This window comes from Pseudomonas sp. FG13 (assembly GCF_057809755.1).
In genome coordinates, this window is the sequence record NZ_JBMDKO010000032.1 from 1 (window position 1) to 18,961 (window position 18,961).

At 61.7% G+C, this 18,961-nt stretch carries 15 protein-coding genes; 13 read left to right on the forward strand and 2 right to left on the reverse strand.

Annotated features, from left to right (window positions below; translation table 11 throughout):
• Positions 1–246: 246 nt before the first annotated feature.
• The 6 genes from ACODTO_RS21450 to pgaD all read left to right on the forward strand — a co-directional run bounded on the left by ACODTO_RS21450 (position 247) and on the right by pgaD (position 9,129).
• Entirely contained in the window at positions 247–882 is a 636-nt protein-coding gene (locus ACODTO_RS21450) for an NADH:ubiquinone oxidoreductase subunit N (RefSeq protein WP_489107016.1), read from the forward strand.
• A gap of 156 nt (positions 883–1,038) precedes the next feature.
• A complete protein-coding gene (locus ACODTO_RS21455; protein WP_139650249.1) occupies positions 1,039–2,544 on the forward strand; it encodes a YdgA family protein in 1,506 nt (501 codons plus the stop codon).
• A gap of 237 nt (positions 2,545–2,781) precedes the next feature.
• Positions 2,782–5,262, forward strand: coding sequence for a poly-beta-1,6 N-acetyl-D-glucosamine export porin PgaA (gene pgaA / locus ACODTO_RS21460; protein ID WP_489107017.1), 2,481 nt, complete (start codon positions 2,782–2,784; stop codon positions 5,260–5,262).
• Between the two features lie 12 nt (positions 5,263–5,274).
• Positions 5,275–7,272: a poly-beta-1,6-N-acetyl-D-glucosamine N-deacetylase PgaB gene (gene pgaB, locus ACODTO_RS21465; RefSeq protein ID WP_489107018.1), complete on the forward strand. Its 1,998-nt coding sequence runs from the start codon at positions 5,275–5,277 to the stop codon at positions 7,270–7,272.
• A 1-nt stretch (position 7,273) separates the two neighbouring features.
• On the forward strand, positions 7,274–8,629 hold the full coding sequence (gene pgaC / locus ACODTO_RS21470; protein WP_175386601.1) for a poly-beta-1,6-N-acetyl-D-glucosamine synthase: 1,356 nt from the start codon (positions 7,274–7,276) through the stop codon (positions 8,627–8,629).
• Positions 8,626–9,129, forward strand: coding sequence for a poly-beta-1,6-N-acetyl-D-glucosamine biosynthesis protein PgaD (gene pgaD, locus ACODTO_RS21475; protein WP_139650256.1), 504 nt, complete (start codon positions 8,626–8,628; stop codon positions 9,127–9,129). The genes pgaC and pgaD overlap by 4 nt, the downstream gene beginning before the upstream one ends.
• Positions 9,130–9,241: 112 nt before the next feature.
• Here the strand turns inward: pgaD and ACODTO_RS21480 are convergent, their stop codons facing one another.
• Entirely contained in the window at positions 9,242–10,777 is a 1,536-nt protein-coding gene (locus ACODTO_RS21480; protein ID WP_489107019.1) for an FAD-dependent oxidoreductase, read from the reverse strand.
• A gap of 139 nt (positions 10,778–10,916) precedes the next feature.
• Between ACODTO_RS21480 and ACODTO_RS21485 the strand changes: the two genes are divergently transcribed.
• A complete protein-coding gene (locus tag ACODTO_RS21485; protein ID WP_489107020.1) occupies positions 10,917–11,477 on the forward strand; it encodes a YbhB/YbcL family Raf kinase inhibitor-like protein in 561 nt (186 codons plus the stop codon).
• Between the two features lie 79 nt (positions 11,478–11,556).
• Positions 11,557–12,870 (forward strand): MFS transporter, encoded by a 1,314-nt coding sequence (locus ACODTO_RS21490; protein WP_139650262.1) that lies wholly within the window; start codon positions 11,557–11,559, stop codon positions 12,868–12,870.
• Between the two features lie 31 nt (positions 12,871–12,901).
• Here the strand turns inward: ACODTO_RS21490 and ACODTO_RS21495 are convergent, their stop codons facing one another.
• Positions 12,902–13,780 (reverse strand): LysR family transcriptional regulator, encoded by an 879-nt coding sequence (locus tag ACODTO_RS21495; RefSeq protein WP_139650264.1) that lies wholly within the window; start codon positions 13,778–13,780, stop codon positions 12,902–12,904.
• Positions 13,781–13,887: 107 nt separating this feature from the next.
• Here ACODTO_RS21495 and ACODTO_RS21500 point away from each other — a divergent pair, with 107 nt between their 5' ends.
• The 5 genes from ACODTO_RS21500 (at position 13,888) to ACODTO_RS21520 (ending at position 18,904) form a co-directional block, all read left to right on the forward strand.
• Positions 13,888–14,889 carry a zinc-dependent alcohol dehydrogenase family protein gene (locus ACODTO_RS21500; RefSeq protein WP_489107021.1) on the forward strand — a complete coding sequence of 334 codons (1,002 nt, stop codon included), beginning with the start codon at positions 13,888–13,890 and terminating at the stop codon, positions 14,887–14,889.
• 188 nt (positions 14,890–15,077) lie between these two features.
• Positions 15,078–15,659: a hypothetical protein gene (locus ACODTO_RS21505; protein ID WP_175386611.1), complete on the forward strand. Its 582-nt coding sequence runs from the start codon at positions 15,078–15,080 to the stop codon at positions 15,657–15,659.
• A 143-nt stretch (positions 15,660–15,802) separates the two neighbouring features.
• Positions 15,803–17,482, forward strand: a complete 1,680-nt coding sequence (locus ACODTO_RS21510) for a vWA domain-containing protein (RefSeq protein ID WP_175386613.1) — start codon at positions 15,803–15,805, stop codon at positions 17,480–17,482.
• Positions 17,483–17,720: 238 nt separating this feature from the next.
• The gene (locus ACODTO_RS21515; protein WP_139650271.1) at positions 17,721–18,293 is read left to right on the forward strand and encodes an RNA polymerase sigma factor; all 573 of its coding nucleotides are present in this window, start codon (positions 17,721–17,723) and stop codon (positions 18,291–18,293) included.
• A complete protein-coding gene (locus ACODTO_RS21520; protein WP_489107022.1) occupies positions 18,290–18,904 on the forward strand; it encodes a hypothetical protein in 615 nt (204 codons plus the stop codon). Before ACODTO_RS21515 ends, ACODTO_RS21520 begins: the two co-directional genes overlap by 4 nt.
• Positions 18,905–18,961 lie beyond the last annotated feature (57 nt).

The following is an 18,961-nucleotide window of genomic DNA, read 5'->3' on the forward strand; positions in this document are numbered from 1 at the left end:
ATCGCCGATGGTAGTGTGGGGTTTCCCCATGTGAGAGTAGGTCATCGTCAAGATTGAATTCCCAGAACCCCTGTCTGCTGACGCAGACAGGGGTTTTGTCGTTTTGGGCCGGTAATCGGATCGTGCCCCTGATTACTGCCGACACCCCGGCAAACCGTGGGGCCGTTGCTATGCTGTGAGTGTCGGGGACTGGCAAAAAAAGGAGTCCGCGACGTCAATGCGTCACTGGTCATGGGGATTCCAATAATGAAAAACCCTTATGTTCCCGGTTTCTGGTGCGCCATCGCGGCGTTGGTGCTGCTTTCGGCCACTTATTTCTATGGCGTCATGCTGACTCACCAGATCGAAAAAGCGCTGATATTCCTGGACAGTGCATCTGCGCTGATCGGCGTGATATCCATCGCCGTCGTTGCCTGGGCGTCGCTGCAAGGGCAACGCATCAAGAAGAAACACCTGGGACAGGGCAAGACCCTGGTGCTGATCTGGGACACCAAGGTCGCATTAAGACGCGTCGAAACGGTGTTCGATCGTTATTTCTGGGGCAGCTACTGGCAGCCTGGTCGTACCTTCCAAGAGGTCATGGGTGAACTCACAGGCACTCCGCTGGAAAAAAGTCTCGAAGCCCTGAAAATCCAATGTGCCGCTCTGGACAAACAAATCGCCCAGGACGGCTGGCATTGGCTGAGCAATGCCCGTGAGCTATGCGATGTGGCCAATGCCATGGCCCGTGAACGTTATCAGTTGGATTTCTGCGACCCTCGTGCAGAGTCATCGGGCGCGGCGGTCATCAACCGCGATTTCGAGGTGCTGGTGTACACCTGGACAGCACGGCTCAGGACTTTCGACCATCAACTGGACGAAATTGAAGTCCAATATTCGTAGACCACCTCTCAAGAATTTGCTTTATCCCCTTTAAACATTGGGCCCCCAAGGGTGCCTGATGGTAATCTCCCCCCCTCTTTACGGCGTCAAGCCATACCCTTCGCGGGTCAGGGAAGACGACGGCTTTTTCAACCATGGATATCGATCGGGTCACTTATGAATAAATCAGCAAGCGTACTCTTGGGAATCGTTGTAGCGATCGGAGCTGTCAGTGCGGGCGGCGCCTGGTACACCGGGACCAAGCTTGAGGGCGTGCTGCAAACTGCCATTGCCGAAAGTAACAAGCAGATGGTGACTGCCTTGGCCGGCTCCAACAGCTCGTCCTCCATCGAACTGGTTTCGCTGGATCGTGGGATCTTCAGCAGCACCGCTCATTATCGTCTCAAGGGTGAAGGCGATATGTTCGGTGGCGAAGCGGTGGAGCTGCTGGTCGTGGACAACATCGAACACGGTCCGCTGCCTTTTTCCCGTCTGATGACCCTCAAGTGGCTGCCGGTCATGGCCACCAGTCATGCCGAAATCGAACGGACCCCGCTGACCGAAAAATGGTTCGCCGCCGCCAAGGACAAGTCGCCGGTCAAAGGTGTGTTCAACCTGGGTTACGACCAATCGGTCAACGGCACGCTGGAATTGCTGCCGCTGGACGCCAAGCTGGATGAGCAGTCCCAGGTCGTCTTCTCCGGCCTGAAACTCGACCTGGCCGCCAATGCCCAGGCACAGAAGATCAAGGCGGACGGCTACATGGACAGCCTCAAGCTGACCAGCGTCGCGGAGGATCAGAGCCCGGTACTGGTTGAACTGAATGGCCTGACCCTTGCCAGCAACCTGAGCAAGAGCACCTACGGCTATTACATGGGCGATAACGCCCTGATTCTGAGCAACCTCAAGGCCAGCTTCGGTGAGCAGAAATCGGTGGTGGGCCTGAAGAATATCGAGATGAAAAACAGCAGCACCGAAAGCGGCACCAGCGCTTCGGGGCGTGCCGATTACAAGATCGGTGAATTGTCGTTCAACGATAAGACCATTGGTGCCGCGCAGATGGCAATCAGCGCGAAGAACCTCGACATTCCCGCCACCATGTCGCTGATGCAGGTTTATCAGGCCAAGTTGCAACCCTATGAAAAAGCCGCCGCCGAAGCCGCTGAAGCTGGCGAGCCCGCTCCGGAACTGAACCTGACCGAGGCCGAAGAGGCGAAGGTCAAGGCCGACCTGGAAAAACTCCTGGCCGCTGGCCCGCAGATCGCGTTGGAGAATCTGTCGTTCAGTACCGCCAGCGGTGAAAGCCGTGCGAGCCTGGTCGTCGATCTGGCCAAGCCGCAATCGATGGACCTGCCGCCTGATGAGCTGGGTCGTCAGTTGCTCGCCCTGCTGGAATTCAACGTGAAAGTGTCCAAGCCGATGCTGGTGGACCTGGCGACCGTGCAAGCCCAGATGGAAGGTCAGACTGACGCCAAACTGATCGCGGATCAGGCCCTCGCCACCAGCGATATGTTCAGCGCCATGGCAGTGGGTACGCAGCTGGCGACCCTGGAAGGCAACGATGTGGTGACCAAGCTGCGTTATGCCAATAATCAGGTTGATTTCAACGGTAAGAAAATGACGGTCGAAGAATTCACCACGTTTGTGATGAATCAAGTGGGTGGCGGCGTCGCCGTTCAGTAACAGCGTTTAGCAACATCTGGAACCGGTCCGTGCCTTGCGCACGGCCGGTTTTTTTTCGCCCTTCGATAGGAGCCGAATCTGTATCGAATCTGAAGAATTGTGGCGTTCTCAAAAATGCAGCGCCCCGCGATGCAAGACTAGGCCCATTAGAGCTTGGCTGGATTTCTTTGATCCGGCTTCCTGTTTGATGGGCAAGGGGGCACTGCGACCCGGCTGGCCATGTAAGGATGCTGACGAATGCCGCGTACTGTGGGTCCTCTTATTCAATGCGGTTTGCGCCCGTTGTTTGGCGTCGTGTTGTGCAGCCAGTTGTGCTGGCCGGCCTTCGCATTCGCCGATACCGCCTATGACCAGATGGTGCTCGACGCCCGTGCCGGCCATTACACACCTGCGTTGACCCTGTTGCGTCAGGTACCGGCCGGACAGGCCAGTGCCGCCCAGACCAGTGATTATCTGCAGATTGCCAGTTGGGCCGGCCTCGATACTGAAGTGGTGCAGGTCTATGAAACCCAGGGGCGCCACCGCAACCTGCCAGTCCAGGCGCTGAGCGCAACGGCTCGTGCCTACCGCAATCTCAGGCGTTGGGATTCGGCCGCCGAGCTGTACCGCCAGGCGCTGCTGATCGAACCCCAGAATCCTGACCTGCAACTCGGCCTGGCCTTGACCCAGGCCGATGCCGGCAAGCCCGATGAAGCCGTCGCTCGCGCAAGGGCCATGGTCGCCGCGAAGCCTGAAGACCCGACGCGTCGGATGGCCTTGGGCTATGCCTTGACCCGCGCCGGTAACCCTCACGAAGCGCTGTTCGAATACGACCAGGCGTTCTCGCACGCTGGCAGCAGGCCCGAAATCGCCGGGGAATACATCAATGCCCTGCAACGTGCACGCCTGCCGGAGCCGGCATTGCGGCTGGCCCGTCTTCAGCCGGGTCTGATTGACCGCGGCGTGCAACGGCGGCTGGAAGGCGACGTGGCGGCCGAGCGGGTTCGCTTGGCGGACATGGCCAGTCGCAGCGAAAAGGACCGCTTCGTCATCGCTGATCGTGCCCTGGCCGATTACGATAAGTTGCTCGCGACCTGGACGCCGGTGCCCGAAGCCCATGATGACGTGCTTCGCTGGCGAATCGACCGCATGGGTGCGCTCAACGCCCGGGCGCGTCGGGCGGAAGTGATTGCCGAGTACCAGAAGTTGATCGCCGAAGGCGTGAGTATTCCCACCTATGCCTTGCGCTGGGTGGCGTCCTCCTACCTGGAGCAGCGTGAGCCGGAGATCGCCGTCGACCTGTACCGACGGGTACTGAGCGCACCGGACGCCGATGCCGCGGATCGCTTTGAAGACAGTACCGCCCTCTATTACGCGCTGCTGGAAAGCGAAAGATCCGAAGAAGCCCGTGCCTTGGCCGAGGACCTGGCGAAGTCCCAGCATCCACGAGTCGAGCTCAAGGGCTTGCCAATCGGCAACCCCAACGACGAGTGGATGGATGCTCAACTGCTCGCCGCCCAGTCCGGGACCTATGGTGCCGATCTGCCTACCGCGGAGGCGCGCCTGGAAACCCTGGTCAATCAAGGGCCCGGCAATATCGGCCTGCGGCTGGCCCAGGCTGATCTGTATCAGGCCCGGGATTGGCCGCGCCGTTCGGAAAACCTGCTCAAGGAAGTCGAGGCAACCACCCCGCGCAACCGGGACCTGGAAATCGCCCAGGCCCGCGCCGCCATGGATTTGCAGGAATGGCGGCAGTTGGATGTCCTGACCGACGATGTTGTTGCTCGTTACCCGGAAAACGCCCACGTCAAACGCTTGCAACGCCAGCGCGATGTGCACGACATGGCTGAGTTGCGCATCGAGGCCTACACCGGCAAAAGTTATGGCGGCGGCAACGGCGATGCCGGTGCGGTGACCGGCAGTCGGGACTTCGGTGTCGAAACGTTGCTCTATAGCCCACCCATCGACGAGGACTGGCGGCTGTTCGGCGGCGTCGGCTACGCCACGGGCGACTTCGAGGAAGGCACCGGCCATCATCGCTGGCAGCGCCTGGGTGTGGAGCGTCGCAGCCGTGACATGACCCTGGAAGCGGAAGTCTCCAACCATGCCTACGGCTCCGGTGACAAACAGGGCGCGCGCGTGGCGTTGGCCCGGGATATCGATGATCACTGGCAGTACGGCGGCAGCCTGGATTACCTCTCGGCCAACACGCCGCTGCGTGCCCTCAACAGCGGCATTCGCGCCAATGGCGGCAGCGGTTTCATCCGCTGGCGAGCCCATGAAAGCCGCGAATGGCGATTGACGGTCAGCCCGTCCCACTTCAGCGATGGCAACAACCGTCTCGAAACCCTGCTGACCGGCCGCGAAGGTCTCTACAGCACCCCGCGCCTGCAACTGGAGCTGGGTCTGGAGGTAGCGGCCAGCCGCAACAGTGGCTCCAACGAAGTGCCCTATTTCAACCCCAAGTCGGACCTCGGCGTGATGCCGACCCTCACGGCCAACCATGTGCTGCATCGCCGTTACGAAACCGCATGGAGCCAGCAATTCCAGGTCGGTGCCGGCAGCTACAGCCAGCGCGACCACGGCACCGGCGCCATGGGCCTGCTCGGGTACGGCCAGCGTTTCCTCTGGAACGACGTGCTCGAGGCCGGTGCCACGCTGAGCTGGCTCAACCGCCCTTACGATGGCGATCGTGAAAGCGATCTGCGCCTGCTTGTCGACCTCACCTACCGTTTCTAGAAGAGTTTGAAAATGCCTGTCATTTCGCGATTCATCCTTCTGCTGGGGGTCTTGCTGATCAGCGCGTGTGCCCAGCAGGCCCCGGCATTCACGCCGCCCTCGCAACGTTCCCTGGCGGCCAACGATGAGCCGTGGCCGAAGAACCATGTGCTCGGCATCGCCTATCACGACGTCGAGGACCTCGATCCGGACCAGGCGCTGGTGGCCGTGCGTACCGAACGACTGATCGAGCAACTGGCGTGGCTGCGGGAAAACAACTACCAGCCGGTGACCGTGGACCAGATCATCAACGCCCGTAAAGGCGGCCCCGAGCTGCCGCCGCGTGCGGTGCTGCTGAGCTTCGACGACGGCTATGCGAGTTTCTACACCCGCGTAATGCCGATCCTGCGCGCCTATAACTGGCCGGCGATCCTGGCGCCGGTGGGCAGTTGGATCGATACGCCGCTGGACCAACCGGTGGATTTCGCCGGGGTGCCGCGCAAGCGTTCCGAATTCCTGACCTGGGAGCAGATTCGCGAAGTGTCGAAATCGGGTCTGGTGGAGATCGCCGCCCACACCGACGCCAATCACAAAGGCATCCTCGCCAACCCGCAAGGCAACCAACAACCTGCGGCCACTACCCGGCGCTACGATCCCGCCACCGGTCGCTATGAAACCGAGGCCGATTTCCAGGCTCGCCTGCGCAAGGACGTGGCGTCGATCTCCGAGAAAATCCGCAAGGTCACCGGTTACCGTCCGCGAATCTGGGTATGGCCTTACGGGGAAGCCGATGGCACCGCGCTGCAGGTGATCGACAGCGAGGGTTATAAAATGGCCCTGACCCTGGAGGACGGCCTCGACAGCCTCGGTAACCTGATGAGCGGGCCGCGGTTTTTGGTGGCCTCCGATCCGGATGGCGCGCATTTCGCCGAAAGCATTGTTTCCGTGCAGACGAACGACCCGATGCGGGTGGTCCATGTCGACCTGGATTACGTTTACGACCCCGACCCTGTGCAGCAGGAAGCCAACGTCGGCAAGTTGATCCAGCGCATCTATGACCTGGGCGCCAACACGGTATTCCTGCAGGCCTTCGCCGATCCAAAAGGCGATGGCTTGGTGCGTTCGCTGTACTTCCCCAACCGTCACTTGCCGGTACGGGCCGATCTGTTCGACCGGGTCGCCTGGCAGTTGCGCACACGGGCCAATGCCAAGGTCTATGCCTGGATGCCGGTGCTCAGTTTTGCCCTGGATGCGAAGCTGCCGCGAGTGCAGCGCTGGGATCCGGAAACCGGCAGGACTGGCATCGCCCCGGACCAGTACGTGCGCTTGTCGCCGTTCGATCCGAACGTGCGCAAAGTCATCGGCGAAATCTACGAAGACCTGGCGCGGTTGAGCTCAGTGGACGGGGTTCTGTACCACGACGACGCCGTGTTCTCCGACTTCGAGGATGCCGGTCCCGCGGCCCTGAAAGTCTACGCCGCCAATGGCCTGCCGACGTCCATCGCCGCCCTGCGTGAAGACCCGGCAGCGATGCAACGCTGGACCCGCTTCAAGAGCCGCTACTTGATCGATTTCACCCGTGAGCTCACCGCCAAGGTCCGGGCGATTCGTGGTCCACAGGTGCTGACGGCGCGCAATATTTTTGCCGAACCGATGCTCAATCCCGACAGCGAAGCCTGGTTCGCCCAGAACCTCGACGACTTCCTCGGTGCTTATGACTGGACGGCACCGATGGCCATGCCGTTGATGGAGAAACAGACCCGCGCGCAGTCCGGCCCATGGCTGGAGCGCCTGGTCCAGACCGTCAAGGCCCGCCCCGGTGCCCTCAAGCGCACGGTGTTCGAATTGCAGGCCCGTGACTGGGACAGCAAGCCGGCCAGCGATATCGAGGGTGAACAACTGGCCGACTGGATGGGGCGCCTCAAGCGCCAGGGTGCGACCAGTTTCGGCTACTACCCGGACAACTTCATCGAAGACCAGCCCGCGGTGAAAACCGTGCGGCCGGCGCTCTCCAACAAGTGGAATCCTTGACATGCTCGACAGACTGCTCGCTCTGCTGGTGCTGGCGATCGTCCTTGGAGTGCCCCTGGGCCTGATCTTCCTGGTCACTGGGCAATTCCTGATGGACTTCGTGTTCTTCTACCCGCTGTTCATGTCCGGCCTGTGGATCGCCGGTGGCCTGTATTTCTGGCTGCACTGGGAGCGCCACTGGCCGTGGAAGGACGACACCCTGCCGCCGGCCCTGGCCGGCGAGCCGCTGATCAGCATCCTGGTGCCTTGCTTCAATGAGGGCGACAACGTCGCCGACACCATTCACGCGGCGCTGGGCCAGCATTACCCGAACATCGAAGTCATCGCCATCAACGATGGCTCCAAGGACAACACCGGCCAGGTCCTCGATCTATTGGCGCTGGAAGATCCGCGCCTGCGGATCCTGCACCTGGCGGAAAACCAGGGCAAGGCCGTGGCTTTGCGCATGGGCGCCATTGCGGCTCGCAGCGAATACCTGGTGTGCATTGATGGCGACGCACTGCTGGCGCCCAATACCTGCGCCTACTTGGTGGCGCCGATGCTCGAGAATGCCCGTCTTGGCGCCGTGACCGGCAACCCGCGTATCCGTACCCGCTCGACATTGGTGGGTCGGGTCCAGGTCGGCGAGTTCTCCTCAATCATCGGCCTGATCAAGCGCACCCAGCGGGTCTTTGGACGGATCTTCACCGTCTCCGGCGTGATCGTCGCCTTCCGTCGCACGGCCCTGCACAGGGTCGGCTACTGGAGCCCGGACATGATCACCGAAGACATCGACATCAGCTGGAAGCTGCAACTGGACCATTGGAGCATCTTCTACGAACCCCGTGCGCTGTGCTGGATCCTCATGCCCGAAACCTTGCGCGGCCTGTGGCGGCAACGGCTGCGCTGGGCCCAGGGTGGTGCCGAGGTGCTGTTCAAGAACATCCGCGGCATCTGGCAATACCGTCATCGCTACCTGTGGCCGCTGCTGTTCGAATATTGCCTGTCCACGGGGTGGGCGTTCACGTTCCTGCTGTCGGTGGTGTTCTGGGGCGCGGGTAAATTCGTCGAGATGCCGGCGGCCATCGCGGTCGATCATTTGATGCCGCCGGCCTTCACCGGCCTGTTGCTGGCGGTGGTGTGCCTGGTCCAATTCGCGGTGAGCATCCTCATCGATCGCCGTTATGAAAAAGGCCTGTGGCACATCATGTTCTGGGTGGTCTGGTACCCGTTGGTGTTCTGGTTGATCAGCCTGTTCACCACCCTGGTGAGTTTTCCGAAGGTCTTGTTCGGGCAGCATCAGAAGCGTGCGCGCTGGGTCAGCCCGGATCGGGGTATCAAACCGTTTGGTGATGACGAAGAGGAAGTGATCCGATGAAAATTATCAGGACCCGGCAAAGGCCTTTTCTGGTGCTCATCGATGTGTTCTTCACGGTGCTGGCATGGGTTGGGCTGCTGTACCTGCTGGTCAATGGGCTCTGGCCGCTGTTCGACAGTCACGCCGGGCCGCGCTTCGGCGGAACGTGGCTGGATACCCTCGGGACGTTGCAGATCTACGGTTGGGTGGCACTGGTCAACGCGGTCATCCTGATTGCCTGGGCGCGTTATCAGCAGCGCAAGAGTCGAAGCTTCGCCCAGCGTCGATTGCCAGCGCCGGTCGTCGACGATCAGGGTTTGAGCGACAGTTTCAAACTGACTGACGAGCGCCTGGACACCCTGCGCCGGCCGGGCTCCAAAATCATCCATAACAACCAGGAGGGTGACATCAGCCATGTCGTGCCGCACTTTCATGTGCTGAGCAAGGAACTGCAACCGCCGCCCCTGGCGCCGTTTGAGCCGACGCGGGTTATCCAGCTGCCGGCCGATCATTCGATGTAGAGGCCGTCGACGCCTTCGCGAGCAGGCTCGCTCCCACAGGGATTGGTGTGAGCCCAAGTTTGTAGGCAACGCAGCTTAATGTGGGAGCGAGCCTGCTCGCGAAGGCGATAGGTCAGGCGCTTGAAAAATCCCGGATCAACCGCCACGCCTCGTCCACCGGCAGCGGTTGTTTCATGCGTTGGGCCAGCGCCGCCATGGCTCGGCCTTCATCGCAGGCCACAGCCGCGGCAACCAGGCCATCCTTGCCCAACAGACCAATGAAGGGCGGATGCTCGGGGGTGCCCTTGAACTGCACCTCATCCCATTGTTCGGCATGGCCGAGGTAGTCGTAGCGTTTGCCGAAGTGATAGGTCCAGAAAAACGGCACATCCAGGTAATGTTCTTCACCACCGAGCATATTCGCGGCTGCGATCCGGGCCTGTTGCTGGGCCAGGCGCCAATGTTCGATTCGCCGGGGCTGGCCGTTGAGAGGAAAGGTCGCGATATCACCGACGGCCCATACGCCATCGGTCACGCGCATGCCGGCGTTGACGGCCAACGACTGGTCTTCTTGCCGTGGCAAATCGGCGAACGGTTCGGTGGCCGGGCGCACGCCGATCCCGACAATCACCAGGTCCGCCGCAAAGCGCTGGCCGTTATCCAGCACCACGGCCTCAACCGTGCCGGCACCTTCGATGCGCGCCGCTTCGCCCTCGCTGTGATACACCACGCCGTTGGCTCGATGCCGGGCGAGGATGGCCTGGCCGACGCTGTCGCCCAACTGCGCCGCGAACGGCACGGGATGCCGGGCCAGGACAGTGACGCTCAGCTCCCGTTTGCGCAGCGACGAGGCGACTTCCATGGCAATGAAACTGTCACCGATAATCACCGCCCGTTGCCCCGGCCGGGCACTGTCGAGGATGTGCCTTGCGTGCTCCATCGAGCGCAGCACGAACACCTGGGGCAAATCGATGCCCGGCAGCTCCGGGGTCTTGGGCGTTCCGCCAGTGGCAATCAGGGCTGCGTCGTAGCTCAGCGTCTGCCCGTCGGCCAGGCGAATCTGGCGAGAGGCGCTATCCAGACCGATGACCTCGCCGTGAATCCGTTCGATGCGTTGCTGGGTGAAGTAAGTTTCATCACGCAGTGCGGGGGTCTCGTCGACGGTCATGTCACCGGCCAGGACGTATTTGCTCAGCACTGTACGGTCATACCCGGCGTCGGGCTCGCGATCGATCATCTGGATCCGGCCGCCGAAGCCTTTATCGCGCAATGCCGCAGCGCATGCCGTACCGGCTGCCCCGGCACCGACGATGACAAAGGCGCGTGGGTCGTCGGCCGGCGGGATTTTCTCGGCGGGCAGCGGTTGATCATCGACCCAGATGTCGCCGTCGCGCACCTCGACGTGGTAGCGCTCCAGACTGTCGAGGGCCGGCGGTTCGCACAGGGCGCCGTCTTCAGCCCGAAATGCCGCCTTGTGCCAGGGACAGATCAGCCGTCCGTGACACACCGCACCCTTGGCCAGCGGCGCACCGGCGTGCGGGCATTTGCCTTGGAAGGCGCGTACCTGATCGCCGGTGCGCAGCAGCACGATGGGCGTTTCGTTGATCTTGACTTCGAGGCCGCGGTCTTCGCGTACATCCGTGAAGCGGGCGACTTGATGCAAGGGCATGGTCGGTCCTCCGGCAGGCGTTTCTCGTTGGAGTCGGCTGATTGGAGTGAGGTTCATCATAATTGTCACTGCAACCCGGGCGAAGCTGGGGCTATAGTGCGCAGGCCGTCCATGGCCTGACCCGCATAAGGTGCCCGGTATGACCCGATTGACTTCCCTCACTCCCTGGCTGGCAGCCTTCACCCTGATGCTGTGCGCACAAGGGGCTGCCCAGGCTGACGAGCGCTTCACCCTCAACATCCCCGGCGTGTCGGATGACCGTCTTTTCACCGCTGCGGCCGCCAGTGATGCCAACAATTGCGGGGGCAAGAACATTTCCCCTGCCTTGAGCTGGAATGCCGGCCCACCGGGCACCCTCAGCTACGCCATCGTCATGCTGGATCCGGATGGCCAAAGGGGTCAGGGCGTGGACCATTGGGTTCATTACGGTATCAAGGCCACTACGCGGCAAATACCGACCGGGGCGGGCAGCAAGTCCACGCTGGAAGGCATGAGCGGTATCAACAGCAAGAATACCCGTGGTTACATCGGTCCTTGCCCACCCATCGGCGACAGCGCTCATCACTACCTGATCCAGCTCTTCGCCCTGGACCTGCCACCGGATGCGTTGCCCGCGGGACTGACCCGTGCCCAGCTGATGGAAAAGATCAACGGCCACGTGTTGCGCAACAGCAGCGTCGTGCGGCGTTACCACCGCTGATCTCTCTCCCTGTGAGCCTTTGTGGCGAGGGGATTCCCATCCCCCCGCCCTTTCAACAACCTGATATTCAAATCTGCCCATGACAGCCATCACCCATCCGCCAGGCGACCGGTTCAGCCGGTCCGACTACAAGACCCTGGGGCTTGCCGCCTTGGGCGGGGCGTTGGAGATCTACGATTTCATCATCTTCGTTTTCTTCGCCCTGACCCTCAGCCAGTTGTTCTTCCCACCGGAAATGCCCGACTGGCTGCGCTTGCTGCAAAGCTTCGGGATTTTCGCCACTGGCTACCTGGCGCGGCCACTGGGCGGCATCCTCATGGCACACTTCGCTGATCGCCTGGGACGCAAGCGGGTATTCAGCCTGAGCATCCTGATGATGGCCTTGCCATGCCTGCTCATCGGCGTGATGCCGACCTACGCACAAATCGGTTATTTCGCACCGTTGCTGCTGTTGGCGCTGCGTATCCTGCAGGGCGCGGCGGTGGGGGGTGAGGTGCCGAGCGCCTGGGTGTTCGTGGCCGAACATGCCCCGCTCCACCATCGTGGCTACGCCTTGGGCTTCCTCCAGGCCGGGCTGACCTTCGGCTACCTGCTCGGCGCGCTGACCGCCACGGCGCTGGCCCGTATCTACACCCCAACGGAAATCCTCGATTACGCCTGGCGCATGCCTTTCCTGCTGGGCGGAGTCTTCGGCGTCATCGGCGTCTGGTTGCGGCGCTGGTTGAGCGAAACACCAATCTTCATGGCCTTGCAAGCCAACCGCGAAGGCGCAGCGGAACTGCCGTTGCGCACGGTGCTGCGGGAGCATCGGCATGCCTTGCTACCCGCCGCCATTCTGACTTGTGTGCTGACCTCCGCCGTGGTGGTGTTCGTAGTCATTACCCCGACCGTGATGCAGAAAAGCTTCGGCATGACGCCTGGCCAGACCTTCGCCTTGAGCAGCCTGGGCATCGTCTTCCTGAACATCGGCTGTGTCCTGGCCGGCCTCATCGTCGACCGCATCGGCGCCTGGCGCACGGTCATGCTCTACAGCGTGTTGCTGCCCCTGGGCATCTTCGTGCTCTACGCCAGCCTGATCAACGGCGGTGCCTGGCTGGGCCTGGCCTACGCCGTGGCCGGCCTGGGTTGCGGCGTGGTCGGCGCGGTGCCTTCGGTGATGGTCAACCTGTTTCCGCCGAAGATCCGCGTCTCCGGCATCTCGTTCACCTACAACATCGCCTATGCGCTGTGGGCCAGTGTCACGCCGCTGGTGCTGATCGCGCTGGTGCCTTGGAGTCCGTGGGTGTGCGTGGGGTATAGCGTGGTGATGGGGGCGGTGGGTGTCGCGGCGGCGCTGTTTTTCTCGCGACGTCCCATGAAGTCGGCGCAGCCTTCATTGGCGTGTGACGCCTAGTCCTGCTCAGGCGCCTCTGCAGGTCCAGCCTTCAAAGGTGTTCACGCAAGAAGTCCACAAACGCCCGGGTACGTGCCGAGCGGCGTCGGTCCTGACTGAATACCGCGTGGATGGGCAATGCCATCGGCAGGTAATGGGCAAGCACGTTGGTCACGGTTCCCTGGTGAACATCGGCGGCGAACAACCACTGTGGCGAAAGCGAAAGCCCTAACCCGGCAAGCACCATTTCCCGGATCGCTTCGCTGCTGTTGCTGGTGACGTTGCCCTTGATCGTCACGTGATGTTGCTCGCCATGGTGGTCGAATTGCCAGGCGTCATAATGTTCCAGCAGGGTAAACCCCAAACAGTTATGGCGGCTCAGGTCGGACGGTTCGAGTGGCGTGCCATGCCGTTGCAAGTAGGCGGGGGAGGCATACACCCGGCGTGTGCTTTCGCCGAGCTTCAGGGCTACCAGCCCTTCGTTTTTGATCCCGCCGATACGGATGGCCACGTCGATATTTTCCTTCAGCACATCCTCATGTTGATCGCTCAGCCTCAGGTCGATCCGAACCTGTGGATGACGCGCCAGGAAGTCCCCCAGCAAAGGCGCAATGCATAACCGTCCGAAACTCACCGGCGCCGCCACGCGCAGAGGGCCGGCAACCTGCTCCTGTCCGCTGGCGAAACTGAGCCTTGCAGTGTCCAGGTTGGCGAGGATTTCCTTGCTTTGGGCGTAGAAGCGCTGGCCTTGGTCGGTCAACGCCAGATGGCGGGTGCTGCGGGCAAACAGCGCCCCACCCAGGTGTTTCTCCAATCCGCTGATCTGCTTGCTGACCGCTGGTTGACCCAGGTTCAGTTCCCTGGCGACGGCCGAGAACGAGCCGCGCTCCACCACCCGTACGAACACCTGCATTGCCTCGAACAGATCCATGGGATTTGGCCTTTATGAGGAATAAATCCTATCCATTCTTGCTTACTTATCGGAATAGCCCGGCGCTCGCAATATAAACCTACCCACCCATTGGAGGTTTACCCGTCATGAACAACACCATGTCCGCTGCCATCGCCGAAGTTGCCCAGGCGCCACTGGTCGTCCGCTCTATTCCCCGGCCTGTTCCGGGCAAGGGACAGGTCCTGATCAAGGTTCAAGCTGTAGGGATCAACCCGCTGGATACCAAGATCGCGGCAGGAGGTGGTGCCCATGCTCGTCAGCCGCTGCCTGCTGTATTGGGGATTGACCTGGCCGGGACAGTTCTTGAGCTGGGGGAAGGCGTGCATGACTTTATCCCCGGCGAGGAGGTATTCGGCATGGCGGGCGGTATCGGTGGTGCACAAGGTGCCCTGGCCGAATACATTGCCGTCGATGCTCGCCTGATCGCCCCCAAGCCCGCTTCACTGAGCATGCGGGAAGCAGCGGCACTGCCGCTGGTCTTCATCACGGCTTGGGAAGGGCTGGTGGATCGTGCCAATGTCCGGGCCGGCCAGCAAGTGCTGATCCATGGTGGCGCGGGCGGTGTTGGCCAAATGGCTGTGCAGATTGCCAGGGCACGGGGTGCCGAGGTCTATGCCACCGGTTCGATCGACAGCCTGGATTTCATCCGCGAACTGGGCGCGACGGCCATTGACTACCGATCCGAGGACACCGACAGCTATGTACGCCTGCACACCGAGGGCGAGGGCTTCGACATCGTTTATGACACGGTCGGCGGCCCGACCCTGGACGCGTCGTTCAACGCCGTGAGGACCTACACCGGCCACGTCCTAAGTTGCCTGGGCTGGGGGCAACACAGTCTGGCGCCATTGTCGTTTCGTGGCGCGAGCTATTCCGGCGTATTTACCTTGATGCCCTTGCTGACCGGCAAGGGACGCGAGCGCCATGGCCAGATCTTGCGGGAGGCGGCAGGGCTGGTAGAGGCGGGGAAATTGCGGATCAGGGTGGATCCGCGGCGGTTTAGCCTGGACGAGGTCAACGACGCGTTTGTGCAAGTGACCGAAGGACGCGGGCAAGGAAAAACGGTGGTGGAAATCGGCATCGAATGATCGGATCTTCCTGTTGTGAGTCATGTGCCAACCAAAGCTCAGGTCCATCACGACCGGGGCTTTTGGCTTCTGTGGGAAGGTCGTCAGGGCAGCACAGTCGCGTAAACAACAAAACAGCTTGAGAAGCCTTCCAGACTCCGTAAAATCCGCCGCGCTTTACAATCAACTCTTCAAGGACGAATTCGGATATGCGCTTTTTTGCCACATTCCTGGCCCTCTGCCTCCTGGCGGGCTGTGCCTCCAAGCCCGATTACTACATTTCTCCCGCGCCGGTAGCGATCCCCAAGACCGCCACTTACTGGATCGATACCTTCAACGTTGAAGTCGTCGGCAAGAATGAACGCTTCCTGCCTGACGAAACCGTTCGCGAGCAATTGAACGGCGATCTGGTCCTGCGCCTGCTCGATGCCAACCGCTATGCCTCCAGCCGGGAAACAGCGGACTACCTGCTGGATGTAAACACCGTTTACGCGCGCCGCATCCAGGACACCCAGGGCGGCTTCATGAACAAGGTCGTCGCCGACGGTACGTACCTTGCCAGCGTCGATTTCAGCTATCAGGTCAAGGTGAAGAAGGCCGGCGCCGAAGTGTTGCACTTTGCCCAGGCCCGTGAGGGGTTGATGCCTGGCGGCGCGATAGGGCAAATGCAGAACATGAAGAGCATGCTGGGCGCGCTGACCAACAAGGGTAACTCCGATGTGGAGGGTTACTATACCGGCGTGTTGAGCCGCTTTATCGTCGATGATCTGCAAGCCATTCCGTCTCGCTAGTCGTGTCTTGCGCCTGGACATCTAGGGTGACCAGGCGCTGCTGTTTCAGTACCCCCAAAAAAATTTTGCCATCGTTAACCCGAACCGCAAATCCTCCTCGTCTGAGCTTGTGAACGGATCATCCACTCACGAGGTTCAGCCCCATGTCCCGTCCCCGTCCATTTCTTCGTCCTGCAGCCCAGGGCTTCACCGTGACCTTATTGGTGGCGCTGGCGGGCTGTGGGTTGTCTTCGTCCCGAGAGACTGCCGTTACCGCCGAGCCCGCCGCCGCGCCCGCAAAGCCTGGACCGCAACGCGAGATCGCCCCCATGCAGCCCCGGTTCAAGCGCATGGACGTGCCAATGACGATTGGCTCGTATCTGGTGATGGACGATGATGCCGTCACGCGTTACCGCAGCGCGCCCGGGGAGCGATATGAAAACTTGCCAGGCAATCCCGTCCGCAGCGTTGCGCAGAAACCGGTGTCGACCTTCAGCGTGGATGTCGACACCGGCAGCTACGCCAATGTGCGACGTTACCTCACCCAAGGCAGCCTGCCGCCCGAGGGCGCTGTGCGGCTGGAGGAGATGGTCAACTACTTTCCCTACACCTACGCGCTGCCCACCGATGGTTCGCCTTTTGGCGTGACCACCGAAGTGGCGCCGTCGCCGTGGAACCCTCACACCCGTTTGCTGCGCATCGGCATCAAGGCTTCCGACCGCGCCGTGGCGGACCTGGCGCCGGCCAACCTGGTGTTCCTGGTGGACGTCTCCGGTTCGATGGACCGTCGCGAAGGCCTGCCGCTGGTCAAGGGCACGTTGAAATTGCTGGTTGACCAATTGCGCGATCAGGACCGAGTGTCCCTGGTGGCCTATGCCGGTGAGTCCCGGGTGGTGCTCAAGCCGACCTCGGGTCGCGACAAGGTGAAAATCCGCAATGCCATCGATCAGCTCGACGCCGGCGGTTCCACCGCAGGCGCCTCGGGTATCGAAATGGCTTACCAGATGGCGCGGGAGAGCTTTATCGACAAAGGCATCAACCGCATCCTGCTGGCCACCGACGGCGACTTCAACGTCGGCGTCAGTGATTTCGACAGCCTCAAGCAGATGGCAGTGGACCGGCGTAAAAGTGGCGTATCCCTGACGACCCTGGGTTTCGGTGTGGATAACTACAACGAACGCCTGATGGAGCAACTGGCCGACGCCGGCGACGGCAACTACGCCTACATCGACAACCTGCTCGAAGCACGCAAGGTGTTGGTGGACCAGCTCAGCTCGACCCTGGCGGTGGTGGCGCGGGATGTGAAGTTGCAAGTGGAGTTCAACCCCGCCCAGGTCAGCGAGTATCGCCTGTTGGGTTATGAGAACCGCGGGCTGAAACGTGAGGATTTCAGCAACGACAAGATCGACGCCGGCGAAATCGGTGCCGGGCACACGGTGACGGCGTTGTATGAAATCGTGCCGAAAGGGGAGCAGGGTTGGCTGGAGCCGCTGCGCTATGCCAGCCCGCAGCCCAAGCAAGAGGGCAAGGCCGATGAGCTGGCAATGGTGCGGGTACGCTACAAAACCGCTGAAGGCGGCAGCAGCCGACTGATCGAACATCCCATCACCAGTGCGCAGGGCGAAGGCAAGGCCAGCGATGACCTGCGTTTCTCGGCGGCGGTGGCGGCTTTTGCGCAGCAGCTCAAGGGCGAGGGACGCTACACTGGGTCGATGAGTTTGAAGGACACCGCTCAGTTGGCCCGTTCCGCCCGGGGCGATGATCCGTTCGGGCTGCGTGCCGAGTTCGTGCAGATGGTCGAGCTGGCGCAGAGCCTCAAACCCGAGGCCAAACACGGTTCCTGAAGATTAATGGGATCAAAATGTGGGAGCCGGGCTTGTGGGAGCAAGGCTTGCCCGCGATTGCGGTAAGTCAGTCAGCAGCAATGTTGACGGGGCCATCGTTATCGCGAACAAGCTTTGCTCCCACAGGTGTTGCGCCGTTTGATCCTTAACTGACCGGCGTTAGAGCAAGCCCGGCTCCCACAGTGGATCGGTGTTGTTTGCAGGATCGCATTTCTATTGGAAGGAGTCCGCTGCCCAAATGCCCACCCCGATTGACTCTGTCAGCGACGAAGCGCTGCTGGCCCGCTACCGCAATGGCGATGGCGCCAGCTTTGAAAGCCTGTATGCGCGGCATCGGCAGGGGCTTTACCGTTTCCTCGTGTCCTTGAGCAACAAGGCCGAGCTGGCCGAGGAAATCTTTCAGGACACCTGGCTCAGCCTGATCCGCAGCAGCACCCAGCCACAAGGACGGGCGAGTTTTCGCACCTGGCTGTTCCAGATCGCCCGCAATCGCTTGATCGATCACTGGCGCCGGCACGGTGTTCACAATCCGTTGCATGACAGCTATGACGAACAGCTTCACGTCCAGTCCGACGACTCCAACAGCCCGGAGCAGCAGTTGAGCCTGAGCCGCGATCAGGGCCGTCTGGAGGCCGCGTTGCAAGCCTTGCCGGAAGACCAGCGAGAAGTCTTCCTGCTGCGCCTGCACGGCGACCTGGAGCTGCCACAGATCGCCGCCCTGACCGGCGTCCCGCTGGAAACAGTGAAGAGCCGTTTGCGTTACGCCCAGCAGAAGTTGCACCGGCTGCTGGCCGAGGAGGTACCCGCATGATTGACTCCCGACAGACCCCGGATCCCGCTGACGAAGCGCTGATCGAGCATTTCCGCCAACACGCCAGCGGCGAGCCACCTGCCTCCCTGGACGCCTTCATCCTGGCCACCGCCCGCCGCGAAGCGCCGGCGCCCAAGCCAAGCCTGTGGAGCCGCTGGTTGCAGGCCTGCCAACGGCCGCGCTGGCAAATGGCGTTCGCCACGGTGGCGGGCGTGGCGCTGATGATCGGCCTGGTGCTGCGTTCGCCGGTCCCGAAGGACGAACTGGCTGCACCGGCAGCGCTGGATTATTCCGCGGCCCGGCAGGAGCTTGCTGTTGCCCCCGCGCCGGCAGCCCCTGCTGCCTCGGCGCCGATGGCGCGCATGGCGCCCCTGGGCGAACTGAGCCGGGAACCGGAGCAGCCTGTGCAAATTCAGGCGGATGAGCCCATGGCGAAAAAGAGCAAGCCCGTGCCCGCCGCCGCCCCTTCGCTGGAGCAGGGATTGCTGGAAATCCTGCGGTTGCGCCAGGCGGGGGAGACCAAGGCGGCGGATGAGAAGTTGCTTGCTCTGCACAAGCGGTTTCCCAAGGAAGACTTGCCGGCGCGGCTGGAGGCGTTGCGCAAGCGTTGAGTGAACCAACGCCCACAAAAAAGCCCCAAGTCTCGCGACTTGGGGCTTTTGATCATC

What these genes read in the sequence shown, in the direction of transcription:
- ACODTO_RS21450 (WP_489107016.1), top strand. Translation starts at nt 247, where the DNA reads ATGAAAAACCCTTATGTTCCCGGTTTCTGGTGCGCCATCGCGGCGTTG.
- ACODTO_RS21455 (WP_139650249.1), top strand. Translation starts at nt 1,039, where the DNA reads ATGAATAAATCAGCAAGCGTACTCTTGGGAATCGTTGTAGCGATCGGA.
- pgaA (WP_489107017.1), top strand. Translation starts at nt 2,782, where the DNA reads ATGCCGCGTACTGTGGGTCCTCTTATTCAATGCGGTTTGCGCCCGTTG.
- pgaB (WP_489107018.1), top strand. Translation starts at nt 5,275, where the DNA reads ATGCCTGTCATTTCGCGATTCATCCTTCTGCTGGGGGTCTTGCTGATC.
- pgaC (WP_175386601.1), top strand. Translation starts at nt 7,274, where the DNA reads ATGCTCGACAGACTGCTCGCTCTGCTGGTGCTGGCGATCGTCCTTGGA.
- pgaD (WP_139650256.1), top strand. Translation starts at nt 8,626, where the DNA reads ATGAAAATTATCAGGACCCGGCAAAGGCCTTTTCTGGTGCTCATCGAT.
- ACODTO_RS21480 (WP_489107019.1), bottom strand. Translation starts at nt 10,777, where the DNA reads ATGCCCTTGCATCAAGTCGCCCGCTTCACGGATGTACGCGAAGACCGC.
- ACODTO_RS21485 (WP_489107020.1), top strand. Translation starts at nt 10,917, where the DNA reads ATGACCCGATTGACTTCCCTCACTCCCTGGCTGGCAGCCTTCACCCTG.
- ACODTO_RS21490 (WP_139650262.1), top strand. Translation starts at nt 11,557, where the DNA reads ATGACAGCCATCACCCATCCGCCAGGCGACCGGTTCAGCCGGTCCGAC.
- ACODTO_RS21495 (WP_139650264.1), bottom strand. Translation starts at nt 13,780, where the DNA reads ATGGATCTGTTCGAGGCAATGCAGGTGTTCGTACGGGTGGTGGAGCGC.
- ACODTO_RS21500 (WP_489107021.1), top strand. Translation starts at nt 13,888, where the DNA reads ATGAACAACACCATGTCCGCTGCCATCGCCGAAGTTGCCCAGGCGCCA.
- ACODTO_RS21505 (WP_175386611.1), top strand. Translation starts at nt 15,078, where the DNA reads ATGCGCTTTTTTGCCACATTCCTGGCCCTCTGCCTCCTGGCGGGCTGT.
- ACODTO_RS21510 (WP_175386613.1), top strand. Translation starts at nt 15,803, where the DNA reads ATGTCCCGTCCCCGTCCATTTCTTCGTCCTGCAGCCCAGGGCTTCACC.
- ACODTO_RS21515 (WP_139650271.1), top strand. Translation starts at nt 17,721, where the DNA reads ATGCCCACCCCGATTGACTCTGTCAGCGACGAAGCGCTGCTGGCCCGC.
- ACODTO_RS21520 (WP_489107022.1), top strand. Translation starts at nt 18,290, where the DNA reads ATGATTGACTCCCGACAGACCCCGGATCCCGCTGACGAAGCGCTGATC.